This is a genomic window from Methylobacterium sp. J-092, assembly GCF_022829325.1.
Lineage (GTDB): Bacteria > Pseudomonadota > Alphaproteobacteria > Rhizobiales > Beijerinckiaceae > Methylobacterium.
Window position 1 is genome coordinate 156,335 of record NZ_JAKSXU010000128.1, and the last position, 23,666, is coordinate 180,000.

Genomic DNA, 23,666 nt, shown 5'->3' on the forward strand with positions numbered 1-23,666 from the left:
TCCTGCTGAACCAATGTCGCCACCCCGTAAAACCCAGGAGCCGTCCATGCGCCCCGTCCTCGCCATCGCCCTCCTCCTCGCCCTCGCCGCCCCGGCCCGCGCCGCCGGCCCGAACGGCGGCGTCGTGGTGGTGGCGGACGGGCATCCGATCGAGCTCGTCGCGTCGGAGACCGCGCTGACGTTCTTCGTCACCGACGACGACGGCGGCCCGGCCGCGACCGCGGGGCTGACGGGCAAGGCCTTCGTCCAGACCGGGGCCGGGACCGAGACGGTGCCGCTCGCCGGCGCCGCGCCGAACCGCATGGTCGGCGCGCTCAAGGGGCCGCTGCCCGCCGGCGCCAAGGTGGTGTTCTCGGCGCGGATGCACGGGCACAGCCTGCAGGCCCGCTTCGCGCGATAGCCCGGCGCCCTTCCGGTCGCGGGCCCGATGCCGTAAGGCCCGCGGGACCATCCCGAGGGTCCCTGACCGCATGATACGCCTCGAAAAGATCGGCAAGCAGAACGGCCGGCAGATCGTCTTCATCGAGGCGTCCGCCGCCCTGCAGAAGGGCGAGAAGATCGGCCTCGTCGGCCCCAACGGCGCCGGCAAGACCACCCTGTTCCGGATGATCACCGGTGAGGAGGAGCCCGACGAGGGCCAGGTCGCCACCGATCGCGGCGTCACCATCGGCTACTTCAGCCAGGACGTCGGCGAGATGTCGGGCTGCAGCGTCGTCTCGGCGGTGATGGACGGCGCCGGCCCGGTCAGCGCCGTCGGCCTGGAGATGAAGGCGCTGGAGGCGGCGTTCTCCGATCCCGACCGGGCCGACGAGATGGACGCGCTGATCGCCCGCTACGGCGAGGTCCAGGCGCGCTTCGAGGAGCTCGACGGCTACGCGCTCGAAGGCCGGGCCTACGAGGTGCTGGCCGGCCTGAGCTTCTCCCAGGAGATGATGGACGGGGACGTCGGCAAGCTGTCCGGCGGCTGGAAGATGCGCGTGGCGCTTGCCCGCATCCTGCTGATGAACCCGGACGTGATGCTCCTCGACGAGCCCTCCAACCACCTCGACATCGAGAGCCTGATCTGGCTCGAATCCTTCCTCAAGGGGTTCGAGGGCGCGCTGCTGATGACCTCGCACGACCGCGAGTTCATGAACCGCATCGTCGGCAAGGTGATCGAGATCGACGGCGGCACGCTGACCACCTTCTCGGGCGACTACGCCTTCTACGAGCAGCAGCGTGCGCTCAACGAGAGCCAGCAGCAGGCGCAGTTCGAGCGCCAGCAGGCGATGCTCGCCAAGGAGATCAAGTTCATCGAGCGCTTCAAGGCGCGGGCGAGCCACGCCGCCCAGGTGCAGAGCCGGGTGAAGAAGCTCGACAAGATCGAGCGCGTCGAGCCGCCGAAGCGCCGGCAATCGGTGGCGTTCGAGTTCCAGCCGGCGCCGCGCTCGGGCGACGACGTCGTGATGCTGAAGGGCGTACACAAGCGCTACGGCAGCCGCACGATCTACCAAAACCTCGATTTCGGCATCCGCCGGCGCGAGCGCTGGTGCGTGATGGGGGTCAACGGCGCCGGCAAGTCGACGCTGCTGAAGCTCGTGACGGGCTCGGCCCAGCCCGACGACGGCACGGTGGCGGTCGGCGGCAGCGTCAAGCTCGGCTACTTCGCCCAGCACGCCATGGACCTGCTCGACGGCGACCTCACCGTGTTCCAGGACCTGGAGAGCACCTTTCCGCAGGCCGGCCAAGGCTCCCTGCGCGCGCTCGCCGGCTGCTTCGGGTTCTCGGGCGACGACGTCGAGAAGCGCTGCCGGGTGCTCTCGGGCGGCGAGAAGGCGCGGCTGGTGATGGCCAAGATGCTGTTCGACCCGCCGAACTTCCTGGTGCTCGACGAGCCGACCAACCACCTCGACATCGGCACCAAGGCGATGCTGATCGACGCGCTCTCCACTTACGAGGGCACGATGCTGTTCGTGAGCCACGACCGCCACTTCCTGGCCGCGCTCTCGAACCGGGTGCTCGAGCTCACGCCCGACGGCATCCACCAGTACGGCGGCGGCTACACCGAGTACGTCGCCCGCACGGGCCAGGAGGCGCCCGGCCTGCGCAGCTGAGCACGGGACCGGAGCGCGGCACGAGCTGCGGCGCCTCGACCGCATCCGCGACGTCCCGCGCCGCCATGGCGACGGCTGCGGGGTGGCGGCCATCGCCCCCGATCGCCGCATGCGCGAGTGCCGAACCGCGCCCCCGCCGGCCGGCCGATCCGGCACGATTCCCGAGCCGGATCGCGCCGCTGCGGCGCGCGAGGCCTTCGTGCGCGGCCGGGTCGGCGAGCGGGACGGGCGCCCCCCATGGCTGTGGCGCCGGTGCCACCGTCCCCCGAACCAACGCGACGACCGGCCATCACGCTTTGACGCGCGGCCGGGATCGGTTTACAGCGTTTCACTAGGGCTTAAGCAAGAACCGTGCCTATAGCGCAATAACGCGGGGCGCGGCCTGTTCACCGAAGAGGACCGAGGCCACGCGATGAGTTTGCTGCAACGGCTGGAAATGCGCCAGGGCCAGTCCCTGGTGATGACACCGCAGCTTCTGCAAGCGATCAAGCTTCTCCAACTCTCCCAGCTCGATCTCGCGGCCTACGTCGACGCCGAGCTGGAGCGCAACCCGCTCCTGGAGCGCGCCGAGGCCGAGCCGTCCGAGGGGCCGGCCGAGGGCGCGGAACCCGCCGCCGAGACCTTCGAGGGCGCCGCCGAGTGGACCGCCGCCGAGGTCGACCCGGGCCGCGGCGAGATCGACGGCGATTTCGACGCCCGCCTCGACAACGTCTACCCCGACGACGCGCCGAGCCCGATCCGCGAGGCGGCCACCGGCGACATGCTCTCGCTGACGCCCGCGCCCTACGGCAGCACCGGCGGCAGCTTCGATTCGGAGGCGCCGGACTTCGAGGCGACGCTCACCGTCGAGACCTCCCTGCGCGAGCATCTCGGCCGCCAGCTCGACCTCGCCACCCGCGACGCCACCGACCGGCTGATCGGCGGCTTCCTGATCGATGCGGTGGACGAGGCCGGATACCTGCGCGAATCGATCGACGCGGTGGCCGAGCGCCTCGGCGCCTCCCTCGACCGGGTGGCGGGCGTGCTCAAGCTCGTCCAGAGCTTCGATCCGGCCGGAATCGCCGCGCGCGACCTCGCCGAGTGCCTGGCGATCCAGCTGCGCGAGCAGAACCGGTTCGACCCGGCGATGCAGGCGCTGGTCTCCCGCCTCGACCTCGTGGCCAAGCGCGATTTCTCGGCGCTGCGGCGCCTGTGCGGCGTCGACGACGAGGACCTCGTCGAGATGCTGGCCGAGATCCGCCGGCTCGACCCCAAGCCCGGGCGGGCCTTCGGCTCCAGCGGCGTCGAGGTGCTGATCCCCGACGTGTTCGTGCGCGCGGCCCCCGACGGCTCCTGGCTGGTGGAGCTGAACGGCGAGGCGCTGCCGCGGGTGCTGGTCAACCAGAGCTACTACGCCCGCGTGGTCCGGGGTGCGAAGGCCGAGGGGGACAAGGCGTTCCTCTCCGAGGCCCTGCAGACCGCGAACTGGCTCACCCGGAGCCTGGAGCAGCGCGCGCGCACGATCCTCAAGGTCGCCACCGAGATCGTGCGCCAGCAGGACGGGTTCTTCGTCCACGGCGTCGCGCACCTGCGGCCGCTGAACCTGAAGACGGTCGCCGAGGCGATCGGGATGCACGAATCCACCGTCTCGCGCGTCACCTCCAACAAGGCGATCGGCACCAGCCGCGGCACCCTGGAGATGAAGTACTTCTTCACCGCCGCGATCCCGGGCGCGGCGGGCACCGCCGCGCATTCCTCGGAAGCCGTGCGCCACCGCATCAAGCAGCTCGTCGACGGCGAGACCTCGGACGACGTGCTCTCCGACGACGCCCTGGTGCAGAAGCTGCGCGGCGAGGGCGTCGACATCGCCCGCCGCACGGTGGCGAAGTACCGGGAATCGCTGCGGATCCCGTCCTCGATCGAGCGCCGGCGCGAGCGCTATGCGCAGGGCGGGATGCAGCCCGGGGCGATGATGGCGCGCTGAGAGCCCGCGAACCGGTCGCGTGCGCCGTCCGCGGCGGCCTATAGCCTGGACCCGAGGGTCGAACCGGGAACGGATCCGGACATGATTGGTTGTGCGCAAGCAAGTTCAGGAGACGTTGCATGCTCGCGAGCCCGGTTCACTACAATCCTGACGTCGAGACCGTGACCGTCGAGGAAGGGCGGACGATCGACAAGCTCAACGAGACCTTCGACACCATCCTCAAGACGGTGGCCGAGGATTCCGGGCACGCGGTGCGCTCCGTCCACGCCAAGGCGCACGGCATCCTCGAGGGCGTGCTCAGGATCGACGCGGACCTGCCGCCCGAGCTGGCGCAGGGCCTGTTCGCCACGCCCGGCGAGCACAAGGTCTACCTGCGGCTCTCGACGAACGCGGGCGACATCCTGCCCGACGCCGTTTCGCTGCCGCGCGGCCTCGCCCTGAAGGTGCTCGACGTCGCGGGCGAGCGGCTGCCCGACGCCGAGGGCACCACGCAGAACTTCATCTTCGTCAACGGCACGGTGTTCCAGGCGCCGAACGCCGACAAGTTCCTGGGCAGCCTGAAGCTGCTCGCCGGCACCACCGACCGGGCCGAGGGCCTGAAGGTCGCCGCCTCCACCGTGCTGCGCGGGGTCAACAAGGCGCTGCACGCGGTCGGCATCGACAGCCCGACCATCGGCGCGCTCGGCGGCGCACCGAACGTCGATCCGCTCGGCGAGACCTACTACAGCGTCACCCCGTTCCGGTACGGCGACCACATCGCGAAGTTCTCGGTCGCCCCCGTCGCCCCGGCGCTGACCGCGCTCACCGGCACCGAGATCGACGCCTCGGGGCGACCGAACGCGATCCGCGAGACGGTCCAGTCCGAGATGCGGGGCATCGAGGGCGTGTGGGATTTCCGGGTCCAGCTCTGCCGCGACCTCGAACGCCAGCCGGTGGAGGATCCGACGGTGGAGTGGGACGAGGCGGAGGCGCCGTTCCAGCGGGTCGGCCTGATCACCGTCCGGCCGCAGGACAGCTGGGAGCCGGGCCGGGTGCAGGCGGTCGACGAGGGCATGCGCTTCAGCGTCTGGACCGGGCTCGCCGCCCACCGGCCGCTCGGCAACATCAACCGGGCGCGCAACGCGCCCTACAAGCACTCGGCCGCGTTCCGCGAGCGCTTCAACGGCTGCCCGATCCACGAGCCGGCCGGCGGCGACCGAGCGGGCGGGTGACGCGCCGGCGGTCGAGGCCGGTGCGCGCTCGGGCGCCGCGGCTTCGGGTTCGCCCCGGGGTCGCGGCCGCCGCCGGAGGGGCCGGCTCTCTCCGTTGACTTCCCCTGCGCCGGCTCCTTAACTCCGTCCCCCGCTGCGACGGCGGGTCGGCGTTCCGCCGAATCCCGCGGGCCTCGATCCGCGGGCAAGAGACCAGGGTCAACCAAACCGGAGGATACATGGGGTCATTGCGCGTCACGGGCCACGGCCTGGACCTCGGCGAAGCCCTCAGGGGCCGGGTCGACGAGCGGATGGCGGCGACCCTGTCCAAGTATCTCGACGGGCACATGAACGACTCGAGCACCGGCCACGTCACGCTCCGGCGCGACGGCACCGCCTACCGCACCGACTGCGTGCTGCACCTCGTCTCCGGGCTCACCATCGAGGCGTCGTCCACCGCGCACGACGCCCGCGCCAGCTTCGAGCAGACCGCCGACCGGCTGGAGAAGCGCCTGCGCCGCTACAAGCACCGGCTCAAGGAGCACGCCCAAGGGCCGAACGGGGGCCCGAACGGCGCCGCGGTCGAGGCGGCCTATGCGGTCTTCGCCGCTCCGGAGGAGGACGAGGACGAGCCCGACGACGGCTCGAACCATCCGCCGATCGTGGCGGAGAGCACCAAGACCCTCAAGCGCCACTCGGTGAGCGAGGCGGTCACCGCGCTGGACCTCACCGGCGCCCCGGTGATCGTCTTCGTCCATGCTGGCACCGGCCGCATCAACGTCGTATACCGGCGCAGCGACGGCGCGATCGGCTGGGTCGACCCGCCGAGCGCCGCGGCCTGAGCCGAGGGAGCCGGAACCGGCCCGTCGGCGCGGGGATTGATGTTTTCGGGGTTGGGCCGCGCGGACAACGCGGCGCGCCCCCTCTTCATGGGGGCGGGGCCCCCATGGCTTTCGATCGGACGGGCGGTCCTTCAATGCCGATGCTGGAATTCCTCGATCCGGATTCCGTGGTGCCCTCGCTCCGCGCCCGGGCCAAGAAGCAGGTGCTGCAGGACCTCGCCGCCCAGGCCGTCCGCCGCCTGCCGGCGCTCGACGCCCGCGACGTCTACGAGACCCTGCTCCAGCGCGAGCGCCTCGGCTCCACCGGCATCGGCGACGGCGTCGCGATCCCGCACGGCAAGCTGCCGGGGCTCGACCGGCTGTTCGGGCTCGTCGCCCGCCTCGACCGCCCGGTCGACTTCGAGTCCCTTGACGGCCGCCCGGTCGACTTCGCCTTCCTGCTGCTCGCCCCCGAGGGCGCGGGCGCCGACCACCTGAAGGCGCTCGCCCAGGTCGCGCGCATCCTGCGCGAGCCGGGAATCCTCGACCGGATCCGCGCGGCCCGCGACGGGCACGCCCTCTACGCGCTGCTCACCCACACCTCGGCCTCGCAGGCCGCATGAGCGGGCCTCGCATCCTGCGCCGGGCCGCGCTCGCGGCGTTCCTCGCCATGCCCGCGGCGGCCGCGGCGCAGCAGGGCGCGGCCGACGGCACCTGCGCCCGCGACGTGCTCGTCGCCCAATCGATGCAGCGGCAGGCGCTCGACCAGCTCGAGCAGGCCGACGGCGACGACGCCAAGGCCTGCCGGATCTGGCGCCGCCACGTGGACACCATGCGCCGCGTCGCCGGCGTCTACGGCCGCTGCCTCTCGGGCTCCGAGCGCGGCGCCCGGCTGACCCAGGTCCAGGACTCCGAGAAGGAATTCTCCGCCGCGATCAAGGCCCGCTGCCGCGGGTGATCGTGAAGGGGGGTGGAGGCCGGTTCCTATCGGCCCGGCCCCGTGCCGTCGTTTCGCTCCCGGCTCTCATCCCTGCAACCGAAGCCGCGACGCCTCTTCCCTCCCCCGTCCCCAAGTCGGGCCTGCCCGCCTTGGGCACACAGGGTGCGGATCTCGGGCAAGCCCGAGATCCGTCGGGAGGAGGGAAGAGCGCGATGTTTCGCGCGCGTCCTGGTCATCGCGCACGCTGCGGCAACCGCTGCGAAATATTTCCCAAGCAAGCCGTGCGTGATCGCAAAGCTCGTCGCCGTCGTTAGCCGCCGACACGATGTTCTCGCAAAATATAAAGTGGAACGCTTCGCGCCACGAAGGAATTGAAGGGGACCAACAGTAGAGGAAACCGCCTTGCAACGCTATCTGACCGCCATCGCGCTCGTCACCCTTCTCGGTACGGGCACCGTGTCCGCACAGACCACGACGACGGGCAACCCCGCTCCGGACGCCAAGTCCAGCGAGAAGTCCGGTGGCCAGGAAGCCGTCACGCGTCCGAACACCGACAGGCCCGACGCCGGCAAGCCCGCCACCGCCAACGCGGCCGCGCATGCCAAGCTGGAGGAAGGCGCCAACAGCTTCACGGAAGCCCAGACGCACAAGCGCCTCGAGGATGCCGGCTACAAGGACGTCCGCGGCCTGATGAAGGACGACAAGGGCATCTGGCGCGGCGACGCGATGCTGAACGGCAAGCCGGTCAAGGTCGGCGTCGACTTCAAGGGCAACGTCGCCGCGCAGTGATCGCCGTCCCCGGACGGCTGAGGCGCAGGCACGCAATTCCCACGACATCCAGGATTTGACCATGGCTCAGCAAACCATCACGGCGCTCTACGACGATTACGACGCGGCTAGCACCGCGGTGTCCCGCCTCGAGGCGGCCGGCATCTCGCACGGCGACATCAGCGTCGTCAGCAACAACGAGGGCGACCGGCATGCCGGCCGGCTCGGCACGGGCGACCATGCCGAGACCGCCCACAAGGCCGAGACGGGAGCCGGGACCGGCGCCTCGCTCGGCACGGTGGTCGGCGGCGCGACCGGCCTCCTCACCGGCCTCGGCCTGCTCGCCATCCCCGGCGTCGGGCCGGTCGTGGCGGCCGGCTGGCTGGTCGCGACCCTGACGGGCGCCGGCATCGGCGCGGCCGCGGGCGGCCTCGTCGGCGCGCTCACCGGCGCCGGGATCAGCGAGAACGACGCCCACACCTACAACGAGGGCATCCGCCGCGGCGGCACCCTGGTGACGGTGCGCACGGACGACGCCCACGCCACGACGGCGATGGACATCCTCGAGCAGCACGGCTCGGTCAACGTCGACGAGCGGTCGCAGAGCTGGCGGTCCGAGGGCTGGAGCGGCCCGGCGCTGACCGCGACCGACCCGTCCGGCGCGACGGCGAGCCAGGGCGTTCCTTCGGGTGCGGCTGCCCGCCCCGGCGTGCGCACCTACCCCGCCAAGCCGCTCTGAGCGACGCTCAGCCTTCGATCGGCCCGTCGCCTCGGCGACGGTGCCCACGATCAGCCCTGCGATGCCCCGGCACGCAGGGCTTTTTCATGAGGTGGGGCCGGCGAGCGGCGCGGGCGGCCTACTGCAGATCGCGCAGCAGCGGCTCGGCGACCATCCGCACCGGCGCCTTCACCGGCTTGCCGCGGCCGATCAGGATCGCGACGCGCGAGCTTTCCGGGTCGGTCTCGAAGCGGGTGCGGACCCAGGCGACCAGGAACTTCAGGTATTCGGACGCCAGCAGCTTGGTCGCCGAGGGGCTGTGCCACCAATCGGCGGCGTCGAAGCCTTCGGCGATCACCGGATGGGGCACGATCCGGTCGGCGCCCTGGAGCGCGTGGTCGAGCTCAATCAGGGTCCGCGGCATGTGGTAGTTCGAGGTCACCACCGCGACGGTGCTGAAGCGGTTGTGGCGCATCCAACGCCGGGTCTCGATGGCGTTGCCGATGGTGTTGCGCGCGCGGTAGTCGAGGTCGACGCAGCAATCGATCCAGTGGCGCTGCGTCGGGTTGAGCCGGGCAATCTCGTCGCGGCTGGTGCGTTCGTTGACGCCGGTGATCAGCAGGCGCCGGCCGTAGCCGCCGGCCAGCAGGTCGATCGCGTCGCCGATGCGCTGGGCGCCGCCGGTCAGCGCGACGATCCCGTCGGCACGGCCCTGCAGCACCCGCTCGCTGCGGTCGAGCGCGGCGACAAAGGCGAGGAAGCCGGAGAGCAGCGCGACCGCGCCGAGGCCGGCGAGGCCGAGGATCGTCAGCGCCATCGGGCCGACGGGCCGCGCGGCGGGCGCGGCCGCCGGCATCGCCCTCGGGCGGGCGTCCCAGGCCCAGCCCGTGAGCTCGGCGCCGGGGCCGGCCTGTCTCGGATCGAAGGCGCGCGCCATACGCGTGGTCATGCTCCGGGAGAATAGCGCCGATTGCGGCGGGGCGGAGGCGGCATTTGCGGACGCAAATCCTTTCCGGAGGGTTAACGCACGGCCAAGCACTTCCGATCACGGGGATTTTCGGAACCGTTCGTCTCCTATGCCCGGCGGGGCGCGATGCCGGACCGGCCGGACGCGCGACTCAGGCCAGGAACCGCCGCACGGTCAGCCGGGAGATCACGGCGGTGACGAGCGAGGCGATGACGCCGATCGCCATCACGCTGGCATAGCCGCGCCAGCCGATGTGGAAGGCGCCGAACAAGGCCTCGACCTCGTCGCCCGCCGGCCCCGAGCGCCAGGTGCGGGCGAGCAGCCCGGCCAGCGCGAAGGCGGCGAGCGCCGCGGCCGAGCCGATGATCCCGCCGCGCAGCCCCAGCCCGAAGAAGCGGCGCTGGAAGGCGCGGGCGATGAAGTCGTCGTCGGCGCCGACGAAGTGGAGCACCTCCACCACCTCGCGGTTTCCGGCCATGGCGCCGCGGGTGGCGAACGCCACCGCGAGGCCGGTGGCGACCAGCACCAGCGCGACGATGCCGACGCCGATGCCGACGAAGGTGTTGGCCGCGGTCGAGAGCCGCTGCAGCCAGAGCGCGTGGTCGTCGAGGCTGGCGACCCCCGGCATCGCCTCGGCGAGGCCGGCGCGCAGGTGCTTGAGGTCGGGGGACTGGTCGCCGAGCTTCAGGGTGATCAGGCGCGGCACCGGCAGGTCGGAGAGGTCGAGGCCGCTGCCGAGCCAGGGCTCGAGCAGGCGCTCGGCCTCCGCCTTGGAGAACACCCGCGTCGCGGCGATGCCGGGCTCGGCCTTGGCGATGGCGTCGGCCCGGGCGATGTCGGCGTCGAGGTCGCGGCCGGGGGCCGGGCGTACCTGGATCGTTACCTCCTGCGCCACGGTGCCCTGCCACTGGCCGGCGCTCGACGCGACGATCTCGGCCGCGCCCGCGCACAGGCCCGCGAGGAAGGTGAGGATGGCGATGACGGCGGCGAGCGAGCGGCTCGCGGCCGAATCGGTCGGGACCAGGGGCGCGTTGCGCCGCAGGGTCGGGGGCAGCGCCGGATCGACCGCGCCCCTGTCCGGGGCCGTCCTGGCGGCCTGGCTGCGTTCGCGGGTCGTGTCCATCAGCCTTCGATCCGCAGGCGGCCGTCGCCGATCACCATCCGGCGGGCATCGACCGAGTCCATGATCCCGAAATCGTGGGTGGCGATGATCACCGAGGTGCCGAGCTTGTTCAGCTCGAGGAAGAGCCGCAGCAGGCGGCGCCCGAGGCTCGGGTCGACGTTGCCGGTCGGCTCGTCGGCGAGCAGCAGGTCGGGCCGGGCGATGAGCGCCCGGGCGATGGCCGCGCGCTGCTTCTCGCCGCCCGAGAGCAGCGGCGGCAGCACGTGCATGCGCTCGCCGAGGCCGACCCAGCGCAGCAGCTCGACGACCTCGGCCCGGTAGCTGGTCTCTGCCCGGCCCTGGACGCGCAGCGGCAGCGCCACGTTCTCGTAGGTCGTGAGGTGGTCGAGCAGGCGGAAATCCTGGAACACCACGCCCATGCGGCGGCGCAGGCCGGTGAGCGACGCGCTGGAGATGCCGCTGACCTCGTTGCCGAACACCGAGACCAGCCCGCGGGTCGGGCGCACCGAGAGCAGGATCAGCCGCAGCAGCGTCGTCTTGCCGGCCCCCGACGGCCCGGTGAGGAACTGGAACGAGTGCGGCTGGATGCGGAAGCTCACGTCGGACAGCACCTCCGGCCCGAGGCCGTAGCGCATGCCGACGTTCTCGAACTGGACCACAGGCCCTTCCGCCCCGGAGAGCAGGCTTTTCGTCGTCGCCGTTTCGCGCAAGGGCCCGTTCGCTCCCGTTCCGTCCCGGTCCATGCCGTCCGCACCGGGATGACCGCCGCGCATGGCCATTTCAAGCCGGCTCCCGGCGGTTTCACCGGAGCTTAACCCTAACCGAAGACGATCGCCCAAGGGTTTTCGCCGCAGGTCCCGCCCGGCTGCCCCCGCCAACGAGCGTGCCGCGTATGCTGATCGTCTGCCCGACCTGCGCCAGCGAATATCGCATCGAGACCGCCCGCGTCGGCACCGAGGGGCGTTCGGTGCGCTGCGCCGCCTGCCGCGAGACCTGGTTCGTGTCGCCGGCCGAGGTGATCGCCGCCCACGAGGCCGAGCTGCAGGCCGCAAGCCCCGGCGCCGACGAGACGGTCTCCGAGGATGCCTGGGCCGAGGCCTCCGCCGCGGTGCGCAGCGCCGCGACGGCCGACACCATCGACAACGTCCCCGCACCGCCGCGCGGCACGCGGGCGAAGAAGGCCAAGCTCGGCTACAAGCCGCTCGGCCGGAACCAGGGCAAGGGCGGGATCGCCGGGCTGTCGCCGGCCCTGGCCGCCTGCCTCGTGGTGTTGGCCGCGATCCCGCTCGCCTGCCTCGCCCGCGTGCCGGTGGTGCAGGCGCTGCCGCAGGCGGCCGGGCTGTTCGCCCGCATCGGCCTGCCGGTGAACCTGCGCGGCCTCGAGATCCGGGACGTCGCCGCGGTCCGCACCCCGGCCGACGGCGAGAAGCCGGCCGAGCTCGCGGTCGAGGGCGACCTCGTCGGCATCGCCCGCGGCGGCGTGCCGGTGCCGCCGATCAGCGTCGTGATGCGCGACGCCGCCGCGGGCGTCGTGAGGACCTACACCATCGCCCCGCCGCGCAGCCGGCTGGCACAGGGCGAGACCGCGCGATTCGCCGGCCGGTTTTCCGATCCGCCCGAGCGGGGCCGCGGCATCGAGGTCCGGTTCTCGGATGCGGGCAAGCCGGAGACGAGCAAGCCGGAGACGGCCAGACCCGAGACGGCGAAAGCGGAGTAGGTCGCGGGCGACCGCGCCGCCGTCGATTTTCCGCCGGCGGCCCGTGGCCGGACGGCGCCGGAATAGGGTATGGAGGCGCATGACCACGCCCTCCCGACGCGTCCGCGTCCTCTTCGACGAAGCCACCATCGCCACGCGCAACGAGGCGTTGGCCCGCGAGATCAAGGCGGCCGCCCCGCAGAACCTGCTCGTGGTGGCGGTGCTGAAGGGCAGCTTCATGTTCGCCGCCGACCTGCTGCGGGCCCTGCACCGGGTCGGGCTGTCGCCGCAGGTCGAGTTCGTGCACCTGTCGAGCTACCGCACCGGCACGATCTCCTCCGGCCAGGTCGAGATCCTGCGCGACGTCCAGAGCGAGGTGCGCGGCCGCGACGTGCTGCTCGTCGACGACATCCTCGAATCCGGCCGCACGGTGGTCTTCGCCAAGGACCTGCTGATGGCCCGCGGCGCCTCGCGCGTCCTCACCGCGGTGCTGCTCGAGAAGCCGGGCAAGCGCGCGGTGCAGATCGACGCCGACTTCGTCGGCTTCACCTGCCCCGACGCCTTCGTCGTCGGCTACGGCATGGATGCGGCCCACGCCTTCCGCCAGCTCCCCTTCGTCGGCGTCGTCGACTACGACAGCCAAGATCCGGACCTGTTCGGCGGGGCCTGAACCGCGTTTCGGGACGCGGCATTTTCGCAACCCTCCGGCACTTCCAGGCTTTTCGTCCTCAAATGTCTTGACAGGACGGCCGATGTTTAGACGATCTCTAGACGTGTCCGGGCCGGACGGCCTTCCCTCGGTGGATCGAATACAGGCGACATGGCGCGCATCCTTCTGGTGGATGACGAAGAGACGGTCCGCGGCTTCCTCAAGCGAGGCCTCGAGATCGACGGCCATGCCGTGGTCACGGCGATCGACGGCAGCGACGGCCTCGACCGGCTGAACGAATCCGACGGCGCCTTCGACCTGATGCTCACCGACATCCGCATGCCGCTGATGGACGGCATCGCGCTGGCGCTCGCGGCCAAGCGCGACTTCCCCGACCTGACCATCCTGCTGATGACCGGCTTCGCCGACCAGCGCGAGCGCGCGCGCGGCCTCGACGCCATCGTCACCGACGTGCTGACGAAGCCGTTCTCGCTGGCGGACCTGCGCGCCACGGTGAGCCGGGCGCTCGCGGCCTGAGACGACGTTCGGTCGATCCACGAGCGATCGCACGCCTCTTCCCTCCCCCCTTAAGCGGGGGAGGGTGGGCCTCGCGTCAGCGAGGGTCGGGAGAGGGGAGCGCCGTATCCGGAAATGCCGCTCCCCTCTCCCGACTCGCTGCGCGGGCCACCCTCCCCCGCTTAAGGGGGGAGGGGGCAGCCCCTCCTCACACCACCAGGTTCACGATCCGCCCGGGCACGACGATGACCTTGCGGGGCGTCCGGCCTTCGAGGGCGCGCCGGACCGCCTCGTCGGCGAGCACCAGGGCCTCGACAGCCGCCGCGTCGGCGTCGCGCGGGACGGTGACGTCGGCGCGCTTCTTGCCGTTGACCTGCACCGGGAGCGCGACCGTATCCTCGACCAGCAAAGCGGGGTCGAAGCCGGGCCACGGCGCCTGCGCGACCAGCCCGTCGCGGCCGAGCACCGCCCAGCAGCTCTCGGCCAGGTGCGGCATCATCGGCGCGATCAGCTGGACCAGGATGCCGGCGGCCTCCCGGCCGGCCGCCGCCGAGGCGCCGCCGCGGAACGCGTCCTCGAGGGCGTTGGCGAGGGTGTAGACGTGGGCGACGCAGCGGTTGAAGCGCAGGCGCTCGACATCCTCGCCGAAGGCGGCGAGCGCCTTGTGCGCGGCCTTGCGCAAGGCCGCGTCGCCGCCGCCCGATCCGGTGGCCGAGACGGCGGCGTTCACCAGCCGCCACACCCGCTGCACGAAGCGGGCGGCGCCCTGCACGCCCTCCTCCGTCCAGATCACGTCGCGCTCCGGCGGCGAATCCGAGAGCATGAACCAGCGCGCGGTGTCGGCGCCGAAGGAGGCGATGATGTCGTCGGGGTCGACGACGTTCTTCTTCGACTTCGACATCTTCTCGATCGGGCCGATCGCGATGGGCGCCGAGGTTTTCACGTGGAACCCGCGTCGCTCGCCGTCTTCGGTCGAGAACCGCACCTCCGCCGGCGGCACCCAAGCGCCGGCCGCGTCCTTGTAGGTCTCGTGGACGACCATGCCCTGGGTGAACAGGCCGGCGAACGGCTCCGAGACGCCGGACCAGCCGGTCGCCTGCATCGCCCGCATGAAGAAGCGCGCGTAGAGCAGGTGCAGGATCGCGTGCTCGATGCCGCCGATATACTGGTCGACAGCGAGCCAGCGGTTCACCGCCGCCGGGTCGGTCGGCCGGTCGGCGAGCCACGGCGCGGTGAACCGGGCGTAGTACCAGGACGAGTCGACGAAGGTGTCCATCGTGTCGGTCTCGCGCCGCGCCGCAGCGCCGCAGGACGGGCACGGCACGGTGCGCCAGGCGTGGTCGCGCTCCAGCGGGTTGCCGGGCTGGTCGAACGAGACCTCCTCGGGCAGCCTCACCGGCAGGTCGGCGACCGGCACCGGCACGGGGCCGCAGGCCTCGCAGTGGATGATCGGGATCGGGCAGCCCCAGTAGCGCTGGCGCGACACGCCCCAGTCGCGCAGGCGGAACTGCACCTTGCGGGCCGCGACCGGCCGGCCGGAGAGGACCTCCGCCTCCAGGCGGTTCGCCACCGCCTCGAAGGCCTCGCCCGTCGTCATGCCGTCGAGGTAGCGCGAGTTGATCATCCGCCCGTCGCCGTCGAAGGCGGTGTCGGTGATGACGAAGCTGTCCTGATCCTGGTCCTCGGGGCAGACCACGGGGGTGTTGCCGAGGCCGTACTTGTTGGCGAAGTCGAGATCGCGCTGGTCGTGCGCCGGGCAGCCGAAGACGGCGCCGGTGCCGTACTCCATCAGCACGAAGTTCGCGACGTAGACCGGCAGCGTCCAGGACGGGTCGAGCGGATGGCGCACGGTGAGCCCGGTGTCGAAGCCGAGCTTCTCCGCCGTGTCGATCGCCGCCTGCGCCGTGCCCATGCGCCGGCATTCGTCGACGAAGGCCTGCAGCGCCGGGTTCGCGCCGGACAGGGCCGCCGCCACGGGATGGTCGGCGGCGATCGCCAGGAAGCGCGCGCCGAACAGGGTGTCGGGCCGGGTGGTGTAGACCTCGATCGCCTCGCCGACCCCCTCGACCGCCGTCGCGAGGGCGAACCGGACCTGCAACCCCTGCGAGCGCCCGATCCAGTTCCGCTGCATCAGCCGGACCTTCTCCGGCCAGCGCTCGAGACCGTCGAGCGCGTCGTAGAGATCCTGCGCGAAGTCGGTGATCTTGAAGAACCACTGCGTCAGCTCGCGCTGCTCGACCGGCGCGCCCGAGCGCCAGCCGCGCCCGTCGATCACCTGCTCGTTGGCGAGCACGGTGTGGTCGACCGGGTCCCAGTTCACCTTGGCGGTGCGGCGCGTGACCAGCCCCTTGCCGAGGAAGTCGAGGAACATGCGCTGCTGGTGCTTGTAGTAGTCCGGATCGCAGGTCGCGATCTCGCGGCTCCAATCGAGCGACAGGCCCATGGATTGCAGCTGCCCGCGCATCGTCGCGATGTTGGCGTAGGTCCAGTCCCGCGGGTTGGTCTTCCGCTCGATCGCGGCGTTCTCGGCCGGCAGCCCGAAAGCGTCCCAGCCCATCGGGTGCAGCACCGCGAACCCCTTGGCCCGCTTGTAGCGCGCCACCACGTCGCCCATCGCGTAGTTGCGCACGTGGCCCATGTGGATGCGCCCCGACGGATAGGGGAACATCTCCAGCACGTAGTATTTCGGGCGGGCGTCGGCGTTGTCGGTCTCGAACAGCCGCGCCTGCGCCCAGGCCTCCTGCCAGCGCGGCTCGGAATCCTTGGCGTTGTAGCGCTCGAGGGTCTGGTGGCTGGGAGGATGGGTCATGGCGTCGTCGAAAACCGGGATCGGGCGGGGCGGACCGGGGAAGCGGCGGCGTTAGCACATTCGCAGCGGGCTCGGCCAACGGATCTGCCGGCGTGGCAATCGAGGCCGATCCATCGGCGCGTGATCCCTGTGGCGGATGCAAGCACAGATGGCTTTGCGCCGGGCGCGCGATCCCGGCATTGAGGTGCAGAATCGCCCTCACCCGCGCGGCGGCGTTGGACAGCGCCGCGGGCCCGCCCACCTTTCCCCGGCGATGGCCGGACGACCCGCCCAAAGGACTTCAATGACCGACACGCCGATCGATACGCCCCCGACCTCGGAGCCACCGATCTCCGGCAAGCCGCCCGTCGGCGAGGCCGACGTCGCCGCGGGCCTCGCCGAGGTGCTGGCCGGGATCGCCCGGGCGAGCGAGGATTGCGCGCGGGATCCCGCCGGCATCCGCCTCATCGCCGTCTCGAAGACCGTGCCGGCCGAGGGCATCCTGCCGGCCCTCGAAGCCGGCCAGCGCCTGTTCGGCGAGAACTACGTGCAGGAATCGCGCGCCAAGTGGCCCGCGCTCAAGGACTGCTACCCGGACGTGGAGCTCCACCTCGTCGGGCCGCTGCAATCGAACAAGGCGCGCGAGGCGGTCGAGCTGTTCGACGTGATCCATTCGCTGGACCGGCTGTCCCTGGCCGCGGCGCTGGCCAAGGAGATCGCCCGCACGGGGCGCACGCCGAAGCTGCTGATCCAGGTCAACACCGGGGACGAGCCGCAGAAGGGCGGCGTCTCGCCCGACGCCCTCGACGTGCTGCTCGCCGAATGCGTCGGCACCCACGGGCTGGCGATCCAGGGGCTGATGTGCGTGCCGCCGGTGGAGGACCCGCCCTCGGCCCACTTCGCCCTGCTCGCCGCGCTCGCCCGGCGGCACAACCTGCCGATCCTCTCGATGGGCATGAGCGCCGATTACCCGGCCGCGATCCAGATGGGCGCGACCCATGTCCGGGTCGGCACGTCGATCTTCGGGGCGCGGACGCGGAAGGCCTGATCCGCGCCGTGTCGTCGCCGGCGACGGAAGGTTGCCTTGGGCGAGCCGGCGGACCCTGCGGTCGCAGGGCGAAATCCGCCGCCGTCACGGACCGCCCGGAGGCTCGCCCGGCGCGGCAAGGCCCGTGCGAAGCAGGGCGATGCCGGTGATGATCGCAAGGAAGGACGTGGTGGGGGAAGTAGGACTCGAACCTACGAAGCTTACGCAGCGGATTTACAGTCCGCCCCCTTTGCCGCTCGGGACATTCCCCCAAAGGACAGCCCATCGGGCCGCGCGGGGCCCTTATGGTGAGGGGGGGGCGGCGTGTCAACCGTGCCGCGCGGCCGGCGGCTCAGTGCCCGGCGGTGCTCGAGAAGCCGTTGATCACCACCACGCCGGCGACGATCAGGCCGAGGCCGATCAGGGCCGGGGCGTCGAGGCCCTGGCGGAACACCAGCCAGCCGACGAGCGAGATCAGGACGATGCCGACGCCCGACCAGACCGCGTAGGCGACCCCCATCGGGATCGTCCGCAGGGTGAGCGCGAGGAAGAAGAACGCGACGCCGTAGCCCGCGACCGTGATCAGCAGCGGCACCGGCCGCGAGAACCCGGCGGAGGCCTTCAGCGCGCTGGTGCCGATCACCTCGGCGACGATCGCGATCGCCAGATAGATCCAGTTCACGGCCGCTGCACTCCCGGTTCGTCGGATCGGCGGCCCATTCAGCCGTCGTCGGCCCCGAGGACGAGGCGGAGCGACCGGGCGAGCTCGTCGCGGCGATAGGGCTTGTTGAGCACCGGCAGCTCGCCGCGGCCGATGACCTGGCCCTCGTCGAGGTCGGCGACGTAGCCCGAGGTGAGCAGGACCTTGAGGCCGGGGCGCAGGCGCTGCGCCTCGGCGGCGAGCTGCGAGCCGTTCATGCCGCCGGGCATCATCACGTCCGAGAACAGGATGTCGATGCGCTGGACGTCCTTGAGATGGGCCAGCGCCTCGGCCGCGTTGCGCGCGACGACGACCTTGTAGCGCAGCTCCTCCAGGCTCTCGACGGCCATGGTGAGGACCTGCTCGTCGTCCTCGACGAGCAGCACGGTCTCGCCCTCGCCGGCGCGGCGCAGCGGCAGCACGCCGCGCTCGCCCATGCCCGTCTCCTCGCCGGCGGGGTCGGCCGAGCGCGGGAAGCGCAGGCGGAAGGTGGTGCCGCGCCCGACCTCGGACTCGATCGCGACGAAGCCCTTGGCGCTGCGGGTGAAGCCGTAGACCTGGCTCAGGCCGAGGCCGGTGCCCTTGCCGACCTCCTTGGTGGTGAAGAACGGCTCGAACACCCGCGCCATCAGGTCCGGCGCGATGCCGCTGCCGGTGTCGGACACCGCGATCTCGACATAGGCGCCCGGCGGCACCCCCTTGTCGGCGACGGCCGCGGTGTCGAGCCGGACGTTGCGGCTGCGGACCTCGATCCGGGCGCTGCCGGTTCCCGCCTCCATCGCGTCGCGGGCGTTGACGACGAGGTTGAGGATCGCCGCCTCGAATTGGGCGGGGTCGACGCGGATCGGGTCGAGGGCGGGGTCGAGGTCGAAGGCGAGCTCGATCGCGGCGCCGGCGGCGCGCTCGGCCAGCGGCCGGAAGTCGATGAGCAGGCGGTTCGGGTTCAGCGTCTGCGGCCGCAGCATCTGCCGGCGCGAGAAGGCGAGGAGCTGCTGCGTCAGCTGCTCGCCGCGCCGGGCCGCCGTCATCGCAGCGTCGGCGAGGCGCTTGACCCGGTCGACGTTGTCGGGCTTGCGCAGGACCATGTCGAGGCCGCCGACGATGACCGTCAAGAGGTTGTTGAAGTCGTGCGCGACGCCGCCGGTGAGCTGGCCGATCGCCTCCATCTTCTGCGCCTGGCGCAGCGCCTCCTCGGTGTTGCGCTGGTCGGAGCGGTCGAGGACGATGCCGGCCATGCGGACCGGCGTGCCGTCGGCGCGGTATTCCGCCCGGCCCTTGGCCGCGATCCAGCGCACGGCCCCGTCGGGGCGCACGATCCGGTATTCGATGTCGAGCGTCCCCGCCCGCGCCGCCTGCGCGAAGGCCGCCGTCACCGCCTCCCGATCCTCCGGGTGGACGTGGGCGAGGAAGGTCTGCCGGCCCCAATGCGGCAGCGGCGCGTCGTAGCCGAAGATCGCGTCGTGGCGGGCCGACCGGCGGGCGGTGTCGGTGAGGAGGTCGAGGTCCCAGGTTCCCATGCCGGCGGAATCGAGGGCGAAGGCCAGGGTCTCGCGGGCGGCCTCGACCTCGCGGGTGCGCTCGGCGACCCGCCGCTCCAGGGTCTCGTTGGCGACGCGCAGGCGCTCCTGGTCCTGTTCGCGCTCGCGGATGTGCCCGCGGGCCTGGTACTGGCGCCGCCGCACCCGCAGCGCCGAGGCGACGGCGCTGATCAGGGTCTCGGCGTTGATCGGGCGCTCCAGCAGCACGACGTTGCCGAGGCGCTCCACCATGGCCGCGCCCCGCGCCGGGCGGCGCCCCGCCTGGCGCGTCGCCAGCATGATGAACGGGAAGTCCGACCAGGGCGGCTGGCGCTCGATCCAGGCCGCGAGGGCGTCCGGGTCGACCTCGGCCAGCGCCTCCTCGGTGACGATCGCCGAGCCGGCCGAGGCCTCGAGGCCGGCGAGCCACGCGGCCCCGTCGGCGCAGACCGTGGCGGCGGTGCCGGACTTGGCCAGCAGCTGCTCCATCACCACCGCGTCGCGTCCGCGCGGCGCCAGGATGAGGACGCGGGTCTCGTCGGGGCCGGGCCGGCTCATTCCGCCGTGTCGCTGCGCAGCATCGCGACCTTGCCGCCGTAGGCGGGCAGGCCCGAGAGCACGCCCTCGAAGTCGGTCAGCGTCTCCCCGACCTGGATCCCGTTGCGGGAGAGCCTCAGCTCGCGGATCGTGCGCTCGTGCGCGTTGACCCGGCTCTTGACCGCCGAGAGCGCGGTTCGGACCTCGCCCTTGGCCTCGAAGTAGCGGAACAGGAGGATGCCGTCGCTGAGATAGCTCAGGTCGATGTCGGAGCGGACCTCGCCGATGACGCCGTGCTGCCCGAGCACCAGCAGGGTCGTGACGCCCTTCTGGTTCAGGTAGGTCAGCAGCTCGTGCATCTGCAGGATCAGGAACTGCTCGCCCGGCATCGCGTGGATGTAGGCGTTGAGGCTGTCGACGACGACGCAGGACGCACCGTCCCGCTCCACCGCCTCGCGGACGCGGCAGGCGAACTCGCCCGGCGCCAGCTCGGCCGGATCGATCTGCGCGATGCTGAGGTCGCCGTCGGCGATGTGCGGCTGCAGGTCCATCCCGAGGATGGCCGCGCGCGCCAGCAGGGTCGCCCGGCCCTCGTCGAACAGGAAGTAGGTGGCCTTCTCGCCCCGCTCCAGGGCCGCCAGCATGCAGCGCACCGCGGTCGTGGTCTTGCCGGCCCCGGACGGCCCGAGCAGCAGCGTGTTGGTGCCGCGCACCAGCCCACCGCCGAGCAGGAGGTCGAGGCCTGGCGCGCCGGTCGTGACGGTCACCGGCGCGAAGTCGGCGTGGTGCTCGGCGGCGATCAGGCTCGGGAACACCTCGATCCCGCCGGTCTCGAGGACGAAGTCGTGGTACCCGCCCCGCGCCTTCACGCCGCGCATCTTCAGGACGCGGAGGCGGCGCCGTCCCGCGCCGAACTCGCGCGGGGTGTGCTCCAGGAGCAGGACGCCGTGCGCGATGCTGTGGAGCTGCACGTCGGTGGTGCCGTCGTCGAGCAGGAACACCGTGCAGCCCCGCGCCGCGAAGAGCTGCTTCAGCGCCAGGATCTGGCGGCGGTAGCGCAGCGGGTTCTGGGCGAGCAGCCGCAATTCGGACAGGCTGTCGAACACCACGCGGTTCGGCTGCAGCGCGTCCACCCGCTCGATGACCTCGCGGACGGTCTCGCCGAGCTCCACCTCGGAGGGGTGCAGGATCGACTGCTCGCTCTCGGGGTCGAGGCCGAGCTCGTTGACGAGCTCGTAGAGCTCGACGCCGTCGAGCGACCAGCCATGCGACGCCGCCGAGGCCCGCAGCTCCTCGGCGCTCTCCGACAAGGTGACGTAGAGGCTCTTCTCGCCGTGCGCGACGCCGTCGAGCAGGAACTGCAGGGCGAGCGTGGTCTTGCCGGCGCCGGGCGTGCCCTCGAGCAGGTAGAGCCGCCCCTTGGTCAGGCCGCCGGACAGGACGTCGTCGAGCCCGGCGATCCCGGTCGACAGGGTGTCCCGGACGTAGGATGCGACGCGCGGTGTCTGATCAGTCGTCATCGTCATCACGCAGGGTGGATCGGGCGCTCGGCCGGCGGCCCCTGAGGGAGTGCTTTGCCTCAGGAACGGCCCTGCCTCAACGCGGCAGCCGTCGATAGGTCCCGAGACCCTCGGATGGCGGGCACCGCGGCGATCGTCCGGACCGGCGCCGGATCACGCCCGGCGTCGCGGCTGCACCTATGCCGCAGCACCATCGGGCGGCGCCGGACGTTGCCCGTGACCGGATCCCGACGATCTCCCGCAAGGCCCCCATGCTTCGACTGCTCATCGCGGACGGCAACACGCGCGACGACCGCGCCCAGCACGTCGCGGTCACCGGCCGCACCTCGGCCGAATCCTACGCCGACGTCGTCCACGCCTATCGCCCGGAGGCGCAATGCCGGCTGCTCAGCCCGGCCGACGCCGACGCCGCCCTGCCCGACGGCGCGGCGCTTACCTCCTACGACGGCGTGATCTTCACCGGCTCGCCCCTGAAGGTCGGCGAGCGCAGCCCGGCGGTGACGCGCCAGTGCGACCTGATGCGCGCGGCTCTGGAGGCCGGGCTGCCGGTGTTCGGCTCGTGCTGGGGGACGCAACTGGCCGCGGTCGTCGCCGGCGGCGACGTCGGCCCCAATCCGCGCGGGCCGGAATACGGCTTCGCTCGCCGCATCACGGCGACGGCGGAAGGCCGCGGCCACCCGCTGCTGTCGGGCCGGGGCGCGGCCTGGGACGCCCCGGCGATCCATTCGGACGCGGTGATCGCGCCGCCGCCGGGCGCGCGAGTACTGGCCGGGAACGCGCTGCTCGAGGTGCAGGCGATCGAGATCCCGCACGGCGGCGGCCTGTTCTGGGGCACGCAGTACCACCCCGAGCTCGACTTCGACGAGCTCGCGGCGATGCTGCGGGTCAGCGCCGCGGACGTGGTCGAGGCCGGCCTCGCGCCCGATGCCGCCGCGGTCTCGGCCTATGCCGCGGAGATCGCCGCGCTCCACGCGGGCGGCGCGGCGGCCGGCCCGCTCGCCTGGCGGCACGGGCTCGGCGCCGACGTCCTAGAGCCGGACCAGAGACGCCGCGAGATCGGCAATTTCCTCGACCGGCTGGTCGAGACGGGTGCCGGCGCGCCTTAGGCCGCCTCGGCCATGGCGCCCGCGTCCGGCGACACCTCGTCGGTGTGCACGTCGAACTGCATCAGGTAGGCGGTGCCGAAGCTGGTGGTGAGCGCGCAGTCCGTCGCGTCGCGCCCGCGCGCCATGACGATGCGGGCGATGCGCGGCGTGTTGTGGCGGGCGTCGAACGTGTACCAGCGATCGCCGAGATAGACCTCGAACCAGGCCGAGAAATCCATCGGCGCCGGGTCCTTCGGCACGCCGATGTCGCCGAGATAGCCGGTGGCGTAGCGGGCCGGGATGTTCATGCAGCGGCACAGCGCGATCGCCAGGTGGGCGAAGTCGCGGCAGACGCCGACGCGCTGGACGTAGCCGTCATGGGCGGTGCGGGTGTTGTCGGCCAGCTGGTAGTCGAACCGCAGGTGGTTGTGGACGAAGTCGACGATCGCCTGCACGCGGGCCCAGCCCTCCGGCGTCGCGCCGAACAGCGACCAAGCGGTGGCAGAGAGCTTGTCGGTGTCGCAGTAGCGCGAGCCGAGGAGGAACGGCAGCACGTCGTCGGGCAGGTCCTGCACCGGGTGCTGGCGGGCCTGCGGCGCGAACGCGTCGGGCTCGCCGGAATCGCCGATGGTGAAGTCGGCCGACATGGTGATCCGGCCGCCCGGCGCGACGATGCGGGTGCAGACGTTGCCGAAGGCGTCGACGTGCTGCGTCGCCGGTACCGGCGGATCGAAGGCGATGACCTCGGGCGTGACGAGGTCGGCCCGGCGCTCCGGCCGCACGTTCAGCAGCAGGTTCATCGGGGTCGGGCCGAAGGTGTTGAAGGCGATGGTGAAACCGGTCTGGACGAGCATCGTAGATCCGTGGAAGCCGCGCGTGGTGTCGCAGGTAGGGTCGCAGGTAGCCGTTGAACACCGAGCCGATACGCGAGGTTCCGCAGATCAGGCGTGCTTCCGGCGCAGGTTCTGCCCAGATTAAAGGCAGTCTTCATCGCTCGAGCCGCCGCCGTTGCTGCCGGTCGACAGACCTCGTCATCCGCAGACGAAGG

22 protein-coding genes and 1 tRNA gene are annotated in these 23,666 nt (G+C 71.8%); 14 read left to right on the top strand and 9 right to left on the bottom strand.

Annotation, left to right across the window (positions count from 1 at the left end; translation table 11 throughout):
* Nucleotides 1–46 precede the first annotated feature (46 nt).
* The 9 genes from MKK60_RS15480 to MKK60_RS15520 all read left to right on the top strand — a co-directional run bounded on the left by MKK60_RS15480 (nucleotide 47) and on the right by MKK60_RS15520 (nucleotide 8,514).
* A complete protein-coding gene (locus MKK60_RS15480) occupies nucleotides 47–400 on the top strand; it encodes a hypothetical protein (RefSeq protein WP_187274913.1) in 354 nt (117 codons plus the stop codon).
* Nucleotides 401–470: 70 nt separating this feature from the next.
* Complete coding sequence (locus MKK60_RS15485) at nucleotides 471–2,093, top strand: ABC-F family ATP-binding cassette domain-containing protein (protein WP_243986988.1); 1,623 nt, start codon at nucleotides 471–473, stop codon at nucleotides 2,091–2,093.
* Nucleotides 2,094–2,505: 412 nt separating this feature from the next.
* Nucleotides 2,506–4,056: an RNA polymerase factor sigma-54 gene (gene rpoN, locus MKK60_RS15490; protein WP_147859997.1), complete on the top strand. Its 1,551-nt coding sequence runs from the start codon at nucleotides 2,506–2,508 to the stop codon at nucleotides 4,054–4,056.
* 119 nt (nucleotides 4,057–4,175) lie between these two features.
* The gene (locus MKK60_RS15495; RefSeq protein WP_243986990.1) at nucleotides 4,176–5,267 is read left to right on the top strand and encodes a catalase family protein; all 1,092 of its coding nucleotides are present in this window, start codon (nucleotides 4,176–4,178) and stop codon (nucleotides 5,265–5,267) included.
* Nucleotides 5,268–5,485: 218 nt separating this feature from the next.
* Entirely contained in the window at nucleotides 5,486–6,088 is a 603-nt protein-coding gene (gene hpf / locus MKK60_RS15500) for a ribosome hibernation-promoting factor, HPF/YfiA family (protein ID WP_147729861.1), read from the top strand.
* 134 nt (nucleotides 6,089–6,222) lie between these two features.
* Nucleotides 6,223–6,690, top strand: a complete 468-nt coding sequence (locus MKK60_RS15505; RefSeq protein WP_147729862.1) for a PTS sugar transporter subunit IIA — start codon at nucleotides 6,223–6,225, stop codon at nucleotides 6,688–6,690.
* Complete coding sequence (locus MKK60_RS15510; protein WP_409567207.1) at nucleotides 6,687–7,025, top strand: hypothetical protein; 339 nt, start codon at nucleotides 6,687–6,689, stop codon at nucleotides 7,023–7,025. Before MKK60_RS15505 ends, MKK60_RS15510 begins: the two co-directional genes overlap by 4 nt.
* Before the next feature lie 384 nt (nucleotides 7,026–7,409).
* Complete coding sequence (locus tag MKK60_RS15515) at nucleotides 7,410–7,796, top strand: hypothetical protein (RefSeq protein WP_147729483.1); 387 nt, start codon at nucleotides 7,410–7,412, stop codon at nucleotides 7,794–7,796.
* 61 nt (nucleotides 7,797–7,857) lie between these two features.
* Nucleotides 7,858–8,514, top strand: coding sequence for a hypothetical protein (locus MKK60_RS15520; RefSeq protein WP_243951640.1), 657 nt, complete (start codon nucleotides 7,858–7,860; stop codon nucleotides 8,512–8,514).
* A 118-nt stretch (nucleotides 8,515–8,632) separates the two neighbouring features.
* On the opposite strand, the gene MKK60_RS15525 is transcribed toward MKK60_RS15520, so the two are convergent.
* From MKK60_RS15525 to ftsE, 3 genes are all read right to left on the bottom strand, one after another.
* Nucleotides 8,633–9,430, bottom strand: coding sequence for a YdcF family protein (locus tag MKK60_RS15525; protein WP_409567411.1), 798 nt, complete (start codon nucleotides 9,428–9,430; stop codon nucleotides 8,633–8,635).
* Nucleotides 9,431–9,611: 181 nt separating this feature from the next.
* Nucleotides 9,612–10,583, bottom strand: coding sequence for a cell division protein FtsX (locus MKK60_RS15530; RefSeq protein WP_243936981.1), 972 nt, complete (start codon nucleotides 10,581–10,583; stop codon nucleotides 9,612–9,614).
* Nucleotides 10,583–11,326 (bottom strand): cell division ATP-binding protein FtsE, encoded by a 744-nt coding sequence (ftsE, locus tag MKK60_RS15535; RefSeq protein ID WP_147729645.1) that lies wholly within the window; start codon nucleotides 11,324–11,326, stop codon nucleotides 10,583–10,585. The genes MKK60_RS15530 and ftsE overlap by 1 nt, the downstream gene beginning before the upstream one ends.
* A 149-nt stretch (nucleotides 11,327–11,475) precedes the next feature.
* Here ftsE and MKK60_RS15540 point away from each other — a divergent pair, with 149 nt between their 5' ends.
* From MKK60_RS15540 to MKK60_RS15550, 3 genes are all read left to right on the top strand, one after another.
* Nucleotides 11,476–12,300 carry a zinc-ribbon domain-containing protein gene (locus MKK60_RS15540; RefSeq protein ID WP_243986992.1) on the top strand — a complete coding sequence of 275 codons (825 nt, stop codon included), beginning with the start codon at nucleotides 11,476–11,478 and terminating at the stop codon, nucleotides 12,298–12,300.
* Between the two features lie 79 nt (nucleotides 12,301–12,379).
* The gene (gene hpt / locus MKK60_RS15545; protein WP_147727220.1) at nucleotides 12,380–12,949 is read left to right on the top strand and encodes a hypoxanthine phosphoribosyltransferase; all 570 of its coding nucleotides are present in this window, start codon (nucleotides 12,380–12,382) and stop codon (nucleotides 12,947–12,949) included.
* Between the two features lie 150 nt (nucleotides 12,950–13,099).
* On the top strand, nucleotides 13,100–13,465 hold the full coding sequence (locus MKK60_RS15550) for a response regulator (RefSeq protein ID WP_147727221.1): 366 nt from the start codon (nucleotides 13,100–13,102) through the stop codon (nucleotides 13,463–13,465).
* Nucleotides 13,466–13,652: 187 nt separating this feature from the next.
* Here the strand turns inward: MKK60_RS15550 and leuS are convergent, their stop codons facing one another.
* The gene (leuS, locus tag MKK60_RS15555) at nucleotides 13,653–16,253 is read right to left on the bottom strand and encodes a leucine--tRNA ligase (protein ID WP_147842702.1); all 2,601 of its coding nucleotides are present in this window, start codon (nucleotides 16,251–16,253) and stop codon (nucleotides 13,653–13,655) included.
* Between the two features lie 283 nt (nucleotides 16,254–16,536).
* Here leuS and MKK60_RS15560 point away from each other — a divergent pair, with 283 nt between their 5' ends.
* Complete coding sequence (locus tag MKK60_RS15560; protein WP_243986994.1) at nucleotides 16,537–17,280, top strand: YggS family pyridoxal phosphate-dependent enzyme; 744 nt, start codon at nucleotides 16,537–16,539, stop codon at nucleotides 17,278–17,280.
* A 167-nt stretch (nucleotides 17,281–17,447) separates the two neighbouring features.
* On the opposite strand, the gene MKK60_RS15565 is transcribed toward MKK60_RS15560, so the two are convergent.
* The 4 genes from MKK60_RS15565 to MKK60_RS15580 all read right to left on the bottom strand — a co-directional run bounded on the left by MKK60_RS15565 (nucleotide 17,448) and on the right by MKK60_RS15580 (nucleotide 21,533).
* A tRNA-Tyr gene (locus MKK60_RS15565) sits at nucleotides 17,448–17,531 on the bottom strand.
* An 80-nt stretch (nucleotides 17,532–17,611) separates the two neighbouring features.
* A complete protein-coding gene (locus tag MKK60_RS15570; protein WP_147842700.1) occupies nucleotides 17,612–17,941 on the bottom strand; it encodes a DMT family transporter in 330 nt (109 codons plus the stop codon).
* 38 nt (nucleotides 17,942–17,979) lie between these two features.
* A complete protein-coding gene (locus MKK60_RS15575) occupies nucleotides 17,980–20,034 on the bottom strand; it encodes an ATP-binding protein (RefSeq protein WP_243986996.1) in 2,055 nt (684 codons plus the stop codon).
* Nucleotides 20,031–21,533: an ATPase domain-containing protein gene (locus tag MKK60_RS15580; protein ID WP_243986998.1), complete on the bottom strand. Its 1,503-nt coding sequence runs from the start codon at nucleotides 21,531–21,533 to the stop codon at nucleotides 20,031–20,033. Before MKK60_RS15580 ends, MKK60_RS15575 begins: the two co-directional genes overlap by 4 nt.
* Before the next feature lie 251 nt (nucleotides 21,534–21,784).
* Between MKK60_RS15580 and MKK60_RS15585 the strand changes: the two genes are divergently transcribed.
* On the top strand, nucleotides 21,785–22,639 hold the full coding sequence (locus tag MKK60_RS15585) for a type 1 glutamine amidotransferase (protein ID WP_243987000.1): 855 nt from the start codon (nucleotides 21,785–21,787) through the stop codon (nucleotides 22,637–22,639).
* On the opposite strand, the gene MKK60_RS15590 is transcribed toward MKK60_RS15585, so the two are convergent.
* A complete protein-coding gene (locus tag MKK60_RS15590) occupies nucleotides 22,636–23,472 on the bottom strand; it encodes a transglutaminase-like domain-containing protein (RefSeq protein ID WP_243951643.1) in 837 nt (278 codons plus the stop codon). The genes MKK60_RS15585 and MKK60_RS15590 overlap by 4 nt on opposite strands.
* Nucleotides 23,473–23,666 lie beyond the last annotated feature (194 nt).